This window comes from Rossellomorea pakistanensis, from assembly GCF_016908495.1.
In the GTDB taxonomy this organism is placed as follows: Bacteria; Bacillota; Bacilli; order Bacillales; family Bacillaceae_B; genus Rossellomorea; species Rossellomorea pakistanensis.
The window spans coordinates 1,593,585-1,607,229 of record NZ_JAFBDZ010000001.1; the positions used below are offsets into that span (position 1 = coordinate 1,593,585).

Consider the following 13,645-nt stretch of genomic DNA (forward strand, 5'->3'; position numbering starts at 1 on the left):
AACCTCTCCCCCATGCGACAAATTTAGACAAAGTTATGCATAACCTGACTAAATATTTAACATTCTATGAATTTTCTGAAACTCCTTTCAAAAAATACTAAAACTTCCTTAATTTTCATCAAATGATACAAATATACTAGATTTATATTCCGTTTTTAGGATAAAAGTAATCAAATATAAAAAAACTGACCCCACATCATTGTGATGTTAGGAGTCAGCCTTTGCTGCTTATTTTTTATAAATCAAAACTTTTCCTACGGATCGATCAGGGCTTTCACCTGTCACCCGGAACTTCAGTCCATAGTTAGGAACATTGCGTCCTGCATCTGGAAGCTGATCATTACGATAGTTTTTACTGTCATCAAATAATGGATGATTGTTTGTTTTGTTATCCTTCATTGTAATGCCTAGCAATTCAGAATAATCCAAGAACATTTTCTCTGATTTTTCTAAACTAAATGCTGCATCATGAACTTGATAACGTGTAGATGCAACAGAACCATCACTCCAAGAAAGTTTACCTTGGTCTGCGTCCACTACGCCAAGGAATCCATTTCCTGGGTGAATCCCTGTCCAGTTTTCACTATAAGTATTATCTACATACCAAACAACGAGACCTGGATCATAGGACATTAAGCTATTTCCACGACGAAGATTTGCTAACCCTTCATCTACTCCTTGATGATTTCTCCATTCAAGTAGGTAATAGTGTTTACTAGTGTTTACACCATTATTTTTCGTAAATCCTTCTAGGGATACTTTTGCTTCCCCTTCAGCATCGTCAAACAATACTTGTTCTCCGTCAGCAAGAACTTGAATATCATCAACATATAATCCAGGATTTGTAGCGGCTACATCAGTCCAATAATTAATTTTCACCTCAACATTTTGGCCAGCATATGCACTTAAATCAAATTTGGCATCTACCCAGCCATCTGATTTACCTGTGATTCCATGACCAGGATTTTGTTCATGTGGATCTGTATCTGTTGTAATGTTCCCAGGAACAGCTACCCACTCTTCCCCCTGTTTTACTTGAACAGAACCATAATCCCAATCTACTTCAATATCGTACCAAGCTTTAAAGTTAAGTTCAGCACTTGAAGCATTCGTTAAATCCACATTCATGACAGCGGAGTTATCTAAATTATCCCCACTTCCACTGAAATACTCAAATTCACCGCTATAAGGCGTGTTAATAACAGTTTCTTTATCCGGAAGATTAACTTTTAATCCATCTAAATTTGTTCCTTTAGTATTACCTTGGTCGAGTAAAAACTCTAAGCCATTTTTATCGATGTCTTCAAAATTAACTTCACTGCCTTTAAACCAATTTCCTCCATGATTGGCTTGAAGGAATTCTTTTGACCAAGCACTGAAACCAGTCGGTTGCGCGCCAGGAACATCCCCTGCCCAGCTTCCGCTTGCCATAAGTGACCAATACGCTACAGGCTCACCTGCACCACTGTATTGTGTGTCATACTCATCTGGAAGACCTAAGTCATGTCCATATTCGTGTGCGAATACTCCAACAGCACCATCTGCAGGCTCAATGGTATAATCAAACGCTGCCATTGAACCGCCCCAATTAGGTGATTCTGATTCAGATCCTGGAATAGGGAATACCCCTCCAAGATTCCAACGGTGTGACCAGATAGCATCTCCACCTAAAGATCCTCCGCCAGCTTCTTCACCCACTGTTGAATGAACGACCATTAAATGATCGACAAGCCCATCTGCTTCACGTTTATTACCGTCCCCATCTAAATCATAACGATCTTCAATGTCATAGTCTGAAAGATCAACAGCAGGATCTGCGGCTGCAGCCGTTAATGCTTCTTTCACTAACGCTCTTGCATTTGCATCACTACCATCTGGAGCTGGGACATTACCACCGTAATAGGCAGCAGGATTTTTAGCCATATACCAGCCCGCTACTTCACCATCAACAGTATACGAACCACCTGATTGCTGTTCATAATACTGCTTCATTGAAATGATATTTTCTCCGTTTGGCCCGACGTAACCATTTTCACCAAACACCATATCTTGATAATGTTCTTTAACGTAATCTTCATAATACATATCTGTATCTTCAGGGTTAATTGAATTGTGAGGGAAGTCTGGGAATTCAACAAGTAATACTAATACCTTGTCTTCACGCACATCACCATTATATTGTTCTTCTTTAACATTTTCAGGCTTATCTTTCTTTGTATGACCTTTTTTCTTACCATTTCCATTTGTAATGCCATTACCTTTTTTCAGGTTCTCTTTAAACTGTTTTTGTAGCTTCTCTTTTTCATCATGAAGCTCTCCTTCTTCTTCTGCAAGCTTACTCGCACTTTCAGCTTTTTCATGCAAGAAGCTTTTCAAAACTTTCTCTGCTTCAGCACCACTTGCGTCTTTAGCGATCTTACCGCTTTCTTTTAACATCTCAATCAATTTTTCCTCGTTTGCAATCGCTAAATCAAAAGGTCCATTTCCATGTGAATGAGTTTCTTTCGATACCGAATTTGTCGAAACATTTGGTTGTACTGAACTGCTTGACGTTGGTACTGCAAAGGCTCCTACAGTTAAAGCAGCAACCATTGCCATTGATAATACTTTACTAGCTTTCAATCGTATTTCCCCCTTCATTATTAAGTAATAAGATTACAAAGCTAGTAATTCTGTACTTTTCAGAAAAATCCCTCTATTCTGACATAAAATGATAAATAGGACCTAAAACCTACTATTAAATAGGTGTAAACTACTATAAATATTACTTTTAGATGTAATAAAAAAAGGCTTTTTCTAAAAGATTGTTGTTTTTTAATAACAATCTTTTAGAAAAAAGCCTAAAAAAAGATCGAGAGGTACATTCAATTAACAAAATGACTCTCATCGACCTTTTATACTTGTTATACAGATAGGTTTTTTAAGAAGATCTCTTCCGTTTCTGCCATTTTCGATAAATTTTCCCATTAAAGTAGAAGAATTTTGTCACCCAGCCTGCTTGGTCAATGAACTGCTTACTAAATTGGTGCACCTTTTTTTGCTTCCAAGCTTTCTCATCTGATAGGTATACACCTAATAACCCTTTATTGATTAGGCGATGAAAGTTCGCGTGTGGAAGCTTTTCTGTATATTCATCAGCTTTTTCTAAAAAGTGAAAAAGCCTTTTCTTCATTTGCTCATCACTTTCATAATAGAAGCAAAAGTTTAAATCTCCGCCATCTAAATCTTCTTCTTGGTCAATAAAGTAATCGAGAAGGATATGGAGCCCCTGAATATAAGGGAAGTAACCTTCACGTATAATATTTGCATAACTATGATGAAAATCGTCTCTAAAGGCATAAGAAACTAAACAAAAAATTCCTAATGTAGAGCCTGAACATGCCGAAAATTCATACCAATCCATTGCTGGTAATCCTTCTTTATGCTTTTGGTACCAATTTTTTAATCGATCAATCCGTTCATCTACATGCACATGCTTATGTATTTGAAGATCACTATAATATTGGCAAAGCTCTAATAGATATGACTTGATATGTTCATAGGTTTCAAGCTCACCTAAGACTGATTGACATGTTCCCACAAGATCTGATAAATACCCGCCATCATCTTGATCTTCTCTCAACCGATAATAATTTCTTGTTTCTGCACCAATTGTCAAAGAGTCTGTCATTGCTTCATGAAGGGCAGAAAAGTCAGCAGGATCAAGTGATGTGCTCCTGTCACATAGATTGTCCAGATAATCACTAATGGTTTGATAGGCAACGATAAACCGGATAGCTTGGTCTTTTTTGGAAAGTGAAAGTAGAGATAAGATACTTCCTCCTTCACAATGAAAGGCTTTATGTTCAATACTTGATAATGCTTGCTTTCTTAATTCTCTATTCGGAATTTGTTCTGCCCTTTGTTTCCAATACGCTAATTCTCTATGAACAATAGGAAATACTTTTCTATATACTTGATTCATTAACGAAAAGGGATGTGTCGGTACAGACATAACTAGACTTTCACCTCAACTTCAAACAATATATCCAATCGCTTTCATTCTACTTTCGACAAATGATTTCGCATATTCGAAAACATCATCGCGTTCAGGTTCATTAAAAAGTTCATGATAACATTTAGGCCATTCTTTGTAGTGCATTTCTGATAAAGTCAGTTCGTTAAACCATTTCTTCACCATGACTTTATTAACGATTCGGTCGTCCCCAGCCTGCATAACAAGAAGAGGGATATCCGGCATTTTTTCAAGATTAACAAAGGCTAATTTCGTAGCTTGTATAAGCTCTCGATACCATCTTACTGATACTTTGGTAATATAAAGAGAATCATTGCTGTCAATCTCTCTTACATCTGCATTCCTTGTAGCCATATCTACCGTCAACCCTGATGGAAATTTAACCATAGGAGCTATTTTATTTAGCCCATACGATAAAAGTTCGACTGCTTTTGATGGCGGCTTGACTAAACCAAGACATGGTGAGGATAACACTACACCTGCAACATTAATATGGGACTCTTGAAGCATTCTCACAGTAACAAGTCCTCCCATACTGTGTCCGATCACAAAGACAGGTAATTCAAATTGATAGGCTGCTTGAACCCAATCCTTTACTTCTGTGATATATTCATCGAATGAATCAATATGACCTCTTTGACTTCTAGATGTCATCCCTTGTCCAGGCAGGTCTCCCATAATCACATGATAGCCCGATGAACGCCACATTTCAATGAGCCAACCATAACGACCGTGATGTTCCATTGCTCCATGAACGATAACAATTACTGCTTTCGCTTCTTGATCTGTTTCCCATTTCCACATGGCTAAACCTCCTTAAAATACTTTCTATCCTATAATACGGTTTGATATGATTTATTATAGCGGTAAATCTCTAAAGGGGGAAAAAATATGATATATGAATATAAAGGAAAAATACCTCAAATTGCCCCAAGCGCTTATATTGCAGATTTTGTAACGATTTCAGGTGATGTAGAAATTGGCGAAGAATCAAGCATTTGGTTTAACACTGTAATCAGGGGTGATGTCGCACCAACCAAAATTGGCAAAAAAGTGAACATTCAAGATAATTCCATTCTACATCAAAGTCCCAATAACACACTACTAATTGAAGACGAAGTAACGATTGGTCACGGGGGCATCCTACATAGCTGTAAGATAAGAAAGAATGCACTAATCGGAATGGGTTCTACTATTTTAGACAATGCAGAAATCGGCGAAGGTGCCTTTATTGGAGCTGGCAGCCTAGTGCCTCAAGGCAAAGTCATTCCTCCGAATACATTAGCTTTCGGACGACCTGTAAAAGTGATTCGAGAAGTAAATGACCATGACATTAGCGAAATGAAGCGGATTTCAAGAGAGTATGCTGAAAAAGGACAATACTATAAACAATTAAACCCCATTAAATAAAGACTTCTATAGACTTTTACCCTTAACATAAGCCATTTACTCATCTTATTGTTTACTAATTCGTCTTTTTAAGTCGTCAGGAATTAAATAAGATTTCACTTTTGCTCCAAATTTATAAACTGCTTTAATGGATGTATGATGGCTTATAAATGTATTGTTTTATGAATTTGGCAGTGGTGCATCTATAGTTGGGTACTTTGAATAATATAAGGTTAATTAGCGTTATAAACTAGTGGTTGGGCTCATAATGACACATAATTCACACACTTTCTGCGCAAGAATGACTTGGGTGACTCATAATCGGCAAGCTTGGCTCATTAACCTGGAGTCCTAACTCATAAACGGAGAGATGGCTCATAAATTTGGAGTCCCAACTCATAAATGGACTCTTTTGGCTCATAAACCATTCATTCTTGCGCAGAAATAATTCAGGTTGACTCTGAAACAGCGAGCTAGTTCATAATAAACAACATGTAATCATACCCGTACAGGTCAAATTGCACGAAACTAAATCATGATTGCACAAAAATCAAATTAATTACACGAAACCGGATCACTTTTGCATGAAAATCATAGTAATTGCATTTATAGCAATCTTACAGACCCCTTACTTATTAATATGTCTATAAAAAAAAGCTATCCGCTCAGTGGGGGCTGACTCAAAACGTCAGTCCACACTCGGATAGCTTTTTTTCTATTAGTTTTTCTCAGCTTGTTCTTTAAGAACTGCTGCTTTATCTGTACGTTCCCAAGGAAGATCTAGATCATTACGACCAAAGTGTCCATATGCAGCCGTTTGTTTATAAATTGGACGACGTAAATCAAGCATCTTGATAATGCCAGCTGGACGTAGGTCAAAGTTGTTTCGTACTACTTCTATTAATACATCTTCAGAAACCTTTCCTGTTCCAAATGTATCGATAGAAATCGATACTGGCTGTGCTACACCAATAGCATATGCAAGCTGTACTTCACATTTCTCAGCAAGTTCTGCAGCAACGATATTTTTCGCTACATAACGAGCTGCATATGCTGCTGAACGGTCAACTTTAGTAGCATCTTTACCAGAGAATGCACCGCCGCCATGACGAGCATAGCCGCCATACGTGTCGACGATAATCTTACGGCCTGTTAAACCAGCATCCCCTTGTGGTCCACCGATAACAAAACGTCCTGTTGGGTTAATAAAGTATTTCGTTTTCTCATCAATTAGTTCTTTAGGAACCACTGGGTCAATCACATGTTCTTTTAAATTACGTTGAATTTGTTCAAGACTGATTTCTGGGTGATGCTGTGTAGAAATAACAATTGTATCGATACGAACAGGTTTATCATTTTCATCATATTCAACCGTTACTTGTGTTTTACCATCTGGACGAAGGTATGGAAGAATTTCTTCTTTACGTACTTCTGTTAGACGGCGAGAAATTTTATGGGATAATGAAATCGGTAAAGGCATAAGCTCTTTCGTTTCGTTACAAGCAAATCCAAACATTAATCCTTGGTCACCTGCACCGATCGCTTCGATTTCTTCGTCGGACATTTGCCCTTCACGTGCTTCAAGTGCCTGATCAACACCTGCAGCGATATCAGCTGATTGCTCATCAATAGAAGTTAATACCGCACATGTTTCAGCATCAAAACCATATTTTGCACGTGTATAGCCAATTTCACGAATGGTTTCGCGAACAATTTTTGGGATATCTACATAGGTATTGGTTGTGATTTCTCCTGCAACTAATACAAGACCCGTAGTAACAGAAGTTTCACAAGCTACACGAGCATTTGGATCATTTTTTAGAATAGCATCTAAAATAGAGTCAGAAATTTGGTCACAAATCTTGTCAGGATGACCTTCTGTAACAGACTCTGAAGTGAAAAGACGACGTTTATTTGACATCAATGTTCCTCCTAGGAATAAAAGTTCTATTCACGGTACTCATTTCCCTTAGTAGTATGAAATAAACACTGAGATTTTATCAGCGTTAAAGAACCAAGTGGGTCAGGGCGAACACAAATAAAAAAACCTTCCCTGTTTAGAGAGGAAAGGTTTTGATTCATAGTCGCGCCTTTCACTCTTATCGTTCAAGGCATTACACCTTGCCTCAGTTTAGCACCTTCGCTTGAAAAATAAAGGCCAATCATCTTGCCGCATTTTCCACAGTAAGCAGGTTGCTGGGTTTCATAGGGTCTGTCCCTCCACCAGCTCGGGATAAGAGTATCCGTTTCAAGGTTCAATCATAACGTAAGGGGTCAGGAGTGTCAACCGTTTTTCAGCAGCAGCTTTTCACCATTATTTACAATTTCACAAACAACCTTCCCTATTTTTTTATATGATTTTGTTTTTCCCTATATATAAGGTACAATTTCGATTAAAAGATAGGTTTAACAATCAATTTTGTGACAAAAATCAAACATTCTCATAAAAATAATTTAATAGTATAGACTAATCATTTTAATGTGTTATACTATTTCTTGAGAAAACATAGCGCTTTCAAATATAGAAAAAGGAAGGTTATCGTACATGAATTCAGTGAGCATGTCTAGTGAACTAAAAGAATTACTTAACAATGAAAATACACAAATTCAACTTTCTGTTCCTCAGTTAGTAGAGAAAGTACTCAATCGGAATGAAGGAGTTCTAACATCATCTGGTGCTGTGCGTGCGGAAACTGGAAAATACACAGGTCGATCACCGAAAGATAAATTTATAGTAGAAGAAACATCCACGAAAGATAAGATTGAATGGGGATCTGTTAATCAACCGATTTCTGTTGATGCTTTTGATAAATTATATACTAAAGTGATTAATTACTTAAAAGAAAAAGAAGAGATTTTTGTATTTAAAGGTTTTGCAGGTGCAGATCAAAAATACCGCATGCCTATCCAAGTAATCAACGAATATGCTTGGCATAACCTTTTTGCTCATCAATTATTCATTCGACCTAATAATGAGGAATTACTTGATCATAACCCAGGATTCACTGTTATTTCCGCTCCAAATTTTAAAGCAGACCCTGCAGTTGATGGCACGAATTCTGAAACATTTATTATCGTTTCCTTTGAGAGAAGAACAGTATTAATTGGTGGAACTGAATATGCAGGAGAAATGAAAAAATCGATTTTCTCTGTAATGAACTTCATGCTACCTGAAGCTGATATACTTTCTATGCACTGTTCTGCTAATGTTGGGCAAGAAGGCGATGTCGCTTTATTCTTCGGACTTTCGGGTACAGGTAAAACCACTTTGTCAGCTGATCCAAACCGTCGTTTAATCGGTGACGATGAGCATGGCTGGTCTCCAAATGGAGTATTTAATATCGAGGGTGGTTGCTATGCGAAGACGATCGGCTTAACTCGTGAGAAGGAACCACAAATTTTTGATGCCATCCGTTTCGGATCCGTATTGGAAAATGTAATGTTGAATAGTGAAACAAGAGAAGCAGATTATGAAGATAATAGCTTAACGGAAAATACACGTGCAGCTTACCCACTTCAAGCAATCGATAATATTGTAGACCCAAGTGTTGCTGGGCACCCTAATACAATTGTCTTCTTAACAGCAGACGCTTTTGGAGTACTACCTCCTATCAGCAAATTAACGAAAGAACAAGCAATGTATCACTTCTTAAGTGGGTATACATCTAAATTGGCTGGAACAGAGCGTGGAGTAACATCACCACAAGCGACATTCTCAACATGTTTCGGTTCTCCTTTCCTACCACTACCAGCAACCGTTTATGCTGAAATGCTAGGAAAGAAAATTGATGAGCACAATGCTCAAGTATTCTTAGTTAATACAGGGTGGACTGGTGGCGAATACGGTGTTGGTAATAGAATGAAACTATCCTATACTCGTGCAATGGTGCAAGCTGCCCTTGAAGGTGAACTAACAAACGTAGAAACACTGACAGATGAAATCTTTGGTCTTAATATCCCAGTTCATGTTCCAGGCGTTCCGGATGAAGTCCTTCAACCACGTAAAACATGGGCTAATGACGAAGCATTTGATACTAAAGCAAAAGAATTAGCAGGTAAGTTCCGTGAAAACTTCCGCAAGTTCTCCAATGTTCCTGAAATGATTGAAACAAAAGGTGGACCATTAAAATAAAAAAACGCTTGGGAGTTTTCCCAAGCGCTTTTTAAAAATAAAAGATCATTTATCCAAAAGTTCATTCATGTAAATTTCCTGACTTAATTTTTACAATTTTCAGTTGTTAATTCCATTTCTGTCTGCTACAATATAAAAAAAATGAATAGTTCTTATCAAGAGAGGCGGAGGGAATGGCCCTGCGAAGCCCGGCAACCTTCAAACAATCGTTTGAAAAGGTGCTAAATCCTGCAAAGTATTACTTTGCGAGATAAGAGACATATACGGTATGCAGCCTCTCTATCTCATGGTAGAGGGGCTGCTTTTATTTTAGGCTGCTTTTGAAACTCTCAGATAGCCAATTGCTTAAAACTTTTTGTGCTTAATGTTAAACGGAAGTTCAAATTAATAATAATATGGCATCAACTCACTCTTCCGAAAAAAGTCTATTTTAAACAGAGCTTTAACTTCTTGAGTTGAGCAGTCTACCGTTGATAAGTGGTCACAGGTCACCATCTCAAGGGAACTATCATTTTAGTCTGAATTAAGATCATTACTACAAAGCGGAATGTGCTCTCTATAGGAAGGGGATATGTAAGTTGAGTTCATTGAAAGTTGGGCTTTTAGGATTAGGGTCAACAGGGTTAAGAGCATTGGAAGAAATGGTCCAGGAAAAAGAGCATATTGAGTTATTAAACGATAGAACCATCTCCATTTTAGGAATCATTATAAAAAATGATAGGCATATTTTATCTGTGCAAAAAGGGGTTATAGTGTCAAGAGACTTTGAAGAGCTTATTAATAAAAAGCCTGAGGTAATGATTGAAGCGATAGGTGAAATTGAACTTGCACGTACTTATATTGAATATTCTTTAAAAAAAGGCTGCAACGTAGTTTCTTCGAATCAAGAATGTATGGCTAAGTACGGTGAACAGTTACAAGTGACTGCCGAGAAAAATAAAGTTCAGGTTATATTTGAAGAAAATGTCGCGGAAGGCATTTCAGTGATCATGTCTCCCCCAGCTCTAATAACGATTAGTCAGAAGTAAATGTCAAAGTTATATTGAAGCGTCATAAAATATTTATGAAAAAGGCTATTCCTTAAATGCTACAGCAAAACAAAAAAACCGCCTTTTTAGCGGTTTTTTGTACTGCCTTTCATTCTTTGAAGTTGATCTAAGTCAAACATTCCATGATTAAGCAACTACTCCACGCTTATTCTCAAACTTTTTATATTGCTCTTCTTTCATGATCTTTTTCAAAATTTGAATCGATTTCCATACCTCTTCATACGTATTGTAAAGGGCAACTGGTGCTAGACGGATGCCGTTTGGTGAACGGAAATCTGGAATTACCCCATTTACTTTTAAAGCTTTGCAAATGCGTGCTGCTTCTGCATGCTCTAAATAAATATGACCTCCCCGCCTGCTGTCATCAATCGGATTTCCGATTGTAAAGCCCATTCCGTCTAGTTCATGCGAGATCAGGTCCATCATATATCGTGTGATATTCAATGATTTTTTTCTAAGCTCATCGATACCAGCTTCAGAGAAAATTTCAAGGGAACCTATTAAAGGAGCTATACTTAATACATGTGGAGTTCCAATTTGATAAGCCCCTGCATTATCTGCAGGCGTTAATGTATGCTCCATATCAAATTGTTTATCTTTCCGAGAACTAAACCATCCTGCAAGCCCAGGTAATCGTCCAAAATGCTGTTTATTGACATAGATACCACCAACACCGCCAGGTCCGCTATTTAAATATTTATAATTACACCATACTGCAAAATCAACACCCCACTCAGTCAAATCATGAGAAATAGCTCCTATTGAATGACAGAGATCGAAGCCGATTACAATTCCACGATTATGAGCTTCTGTAGTTAACCGCTTCATATCAAGAATTTGTCCACTCCGGTAGAGAACACTAGGTAACACAATCAATGCTATTTCATCTGTCATAGCTTCGATAATATCGTCTTCTTCAACACTTCGCCCATCACGACTTTTTACTTGGATTAAATGGCTATCAGGATCATACCCTTTTAATCTAATTTGACTTTGCAGTGCGTAAATATCGGAAGGGAATGTTAGTTCATCGGCAAGAATCTTCGTCTTTTTTCCTGTTGGATTATAAAAGGTGGCGACCATCTGATGAAGATTAGTTGTTGTAGAACCGGTTACGATTACTTCTTCAGGGGCCCCCCCTATCAATGGGCTAATCATTCCTCCTAATCGTTCAGACAAGTCATACCAAGGGTATTTCCCCTCTGTCCATCCATCAATACCGTATCGCTTCCAGGATTCAAGTAATTCCGCCAATGTCATTTCCGCTCGTTTAGACAATAATCCAAGTGAATTTCCATCGAGATAAATCGTGTCCTCATTAATATAAAATTCCTTACGAAATGATGCTAGATTATCCTGTTTATCCATTTGACATGCATATTCATAAGAGGGGTCAAACTTATATTCACTCATCATAGGAACTCCTCCAATACTTGTTTATCATTGCTAATTTCACTATACTCTTAAAACTGATATCATGTCAATGACATTATATCAGTTTTAAGAGTATGGTATATTAGATTATAAATAGAGAATCATTGGTAAAGTAAAATGAACACACCTATTATGTTACTTTGATGAAAAAGGATGGATTGAAATGAAAAAAGCAGGTGATCAACCGTCAACAAGACAATTACGGTCCATTGAAACGAGAGAAAAGCTTCTATCAGCTGGACGTGACATATTTGTCGAATACGGTTTTCAAAAAGCAACAATATCCCAGATTATTAAAAAGGCGAATACAGGCTATGGAACAGCCTATGTTCATTTTAAAAATAAGGATGCCATCTTAATTGTTTTAATGGAAGATGTCATGCACAAATTCCACCAAATAGCAGAAGCATCCTTTTCTCCTCATTCAAAAGACGAAGCAAAAGAAATTATTGAAAAACAAGCTTATTCTTTCTTAAAATTAGCGGAGAAAGAACGCAGCATTATGCGGGTTTTTGAACAAGCCATCGGTTTCTCCACATCGGCATCCTCTAAATGGAAAGAGATTCGCGAAAAATTTATACAACGAATTTCTAAAGACATTCTTTATTCTTATCAAAACGGCCTTGCTAAGGAAGACCTGAACTATGAACTAGCGGCACGCGGATGGTTTTTTGCAAATGAAATGTATTTATGGGAAATCGTTCGAGGAGAACAAACGGCATCTGTCGAGGAAATCGCCAAAACGATTACAGCTGTTTACACATCAGGGCTCTATCAATAAAAAGGATGGGGATAATTAACAGAGGGGATGTCTGATAAGTCAATATTTTTACTATTAGACAGATCATTTTAATTTTAGAAATAAGATAAATAACGTTCCCATTGTTTGTTTTCAGGATTCCCCTCTATTCGGACAGCATATTTTCCTCCTATACTACATAAAAAAGAATTACCCTGATGAATATGTTGTTCTTTTGCGATAATTTCAGGTGAAATTGTCATTAATTCTTTGTTTTTTCTTTAGAATTCGTACTGTTACTCATTCTAGTTCAATCCATGCATAAGGAGAGCCGTTATTTTCCTTGACTTAATGTCAAAATGCACAACTTTTTGATTTTATGCACGTGCATCTAATTTTATGCATAAAAACTCTACGACCCCCTAATTCTTTTGGACACTTTTGTGGTGAAACAGTACACTAGAACCAAACAAATTCAGGAATTAGGGAGGGATATTCTCTATGCCAAAGAAGAAAATTGAGGCCCTGGAAGAAGTCAAAAGAAACTATGTCCGAATGGCCCTTGAGAGCGGCAACTACTCGTCTATAGCTCGTCACGCAGGAATCTCCCGTACCACTTTGACGAAGTGGATCAAGGAGTATGAGGATGAAGTACGGGAACAAATGGAGGATCCCACTTCAGTCATCCTTTCTACGGAACCTACTAAAGAAGAACTAAAAGCTAAATATGAACATGCCATGAAACTACTTGGCGAAAAAGAACTTGAAGTCGCAATGCTTCGGAATTTATTAAAAAAAACCCAATACCGGCCTTAATGGTCTTAGAAGAAGTTCGACTATGGGCAAAGGAGGGGTTTCGCATTACAAAATTGTCAGAGGTAGCTGGG

Annotated in this window: 10 protein-coding genes and 2 riboswitches; of the genes, 5 read left to right on the plus strand and 5 right to left on the minus strand. The window is 37.5% G+C overall.

The window, feature by feature from the left end:
* Positions 1 to 228: 228 nt before the first annotated feature.
* From JOC86_RS07755 to JOC86_RS07765, 3 genes are all read right to left on the minus strand, one after another.
* Positions 229 to 2,640: an immune inhibitor A domain-containing protein gene (locus JOC86_RS07755; RefSeq protein WP_205169840.1), complete on the minus strand. Its 2,412-nt coding sequence runs from the start codon at positions 2,638 to 2,640 to the stop codon at positions 229 to 231.
* 280 nt (positions 2,641 to 2,920) lie between these two features.
* Positions 2,921 to 3,994: a tetraprenyl-beta-curcumene synthase family protein gene (locus tag JOC86_RS07760; protein ID WP_205169842.1), complete on the minus strand. Its 1,074-nt coding sequence runs from the start codon at positions 3,992 to 3,994 to the stop codon at positions 2,921 to 2,923.
* Positions 3,995 to 4,015: 21 nt separating this feature from the next.
* Positions 4,016 to 4,819, minus strand: coding sequence for an alpha/beta fold hydrolase (locus JOC86_RS07765; RefSeq protein WP_205169844.1), 804 nt, complete (start codon positions 4,817 to 4,819; stop codon positions 4,016 to 4,018).
* 87 nt (positions 4,820 to 4,906) lie between these two features.
* Here JOC86_RS07765 and JOC86_RS07770 point away from each other — a divergent pair, with 87 nt between their 5' ends.
* Positions 4,907 to 5,425, plus strand: a complete 519-nt coding sequence (locus JOC86_RS07770; RefSeq protein ID WP_205169847.1) for a gamma carbonic anhydrase — start codon at positions 4,907 to 4,909, stop codon at positions 5,423 to 5,425.
* 697 nt (positions 5,426 to 6,122) lie between these two features.
* Here the strand turns inward: JOC86_RS07770 and metK are convergent.
* On the minus strand, positions 6,123 to 7,325 hold the full coding sequence (metK, locus tag JOC86_RS07775; protein WP_205169849.1) for a methionine adenosyltransferase: 1,203 nt from the start codon (positions 7,323 to 7,325) through the stop codon (positions 6,123 to 6,125).
* Positions 7,326 to 7,500: 175 nt separating this feature from the next.
* Positions 7,501 to 7,644: riboswitch (SAM riboswitch) on the minus strand.
* 305 nt (positions 7,645 to 7,949) lie between these two features.
* On the opposite strand from metK, the gene pckA reads away from it, so the two are divergent.
* Complete coding sequence (gene pckA, locus JOC86_RS07780) at positions 7,950 to 9,536, plus strand: phosphoenolpyruvate carboxykinase (ATP) (RefSeq protein WP_205169852.1); 1,587 nt, start codon at positions 7,950 to 7,952, stop codon at positions 9,534 to 9,536.
* 149 nt (positions 9,537 to 9,685) lie between these two features.
* A riboswitch (SAM riboswitch) is annotated at positions 9,686 to 9,793 on the plus strand.
* A 321-nt stretch (positions 9,794 to 10,114) separates the two neighbouring features.
* On the plus strand, positions 10,115 to 10,564 hold the full coding sequence (locus JOC86_RS07785) for a hypothetical protein (RefSeq protein WP_205169855.1): 450 nt from the start codon (positions 10,115 to 10,117) through the stop codon (positions 10,562 to 10,564).
* A 147-nt stretch (positions 10,565 to 10,711) separates the two neighbouring features.
* Here the strand turns inward: JOC86_RS07785 and kynU are convergent, their stop codons facing one another.
* Positions 10,712 to 11,998 carry a kynureninase gene (kynU, locus tag JOC86_RS07790; RefSeq protein ID WP_205169858.1) on the minus strand — a complete coding sequence of 429 codons (1,287 nt, stop codon included), beginning with the start codon at positions 11,996 to 11,998 and terminating at the stop codon, positions 10,712 to 10,714.
* Positions 11,999 to 12,182: 184 nt separating this feature from the next.
* Between kynU and JOC86_RS07795 the strand changes: the two genes are divergently transcribed.
* Positions 12,183 to 12,800, plus strand: a complete 618-nt coding sequence (locus JOC86_RS07795) for a TetR/AcrR family transcriptional regulator (protein WP_205169861.1) — start codon at positions 12,183 to 12,185, stop codon at positions 12,798 to 12,800.
* Positions 12,801 to 13,259: 459 nt separating this feature from the next.
* On the plus strand, positions 13,260 to 13,574 hold the full coding sequence (locus JOC86_RS07800; RefSeq protein WP_205169863.1) for a helix-turn-helix domain-containing protein: 315 nt from the start codon (positions 13,260 to 13,262) through the stop codon (positions 13,572 to 13,574).
* Positions 13,575 to 13,645 lie beyond the last annotated feature (71 nt).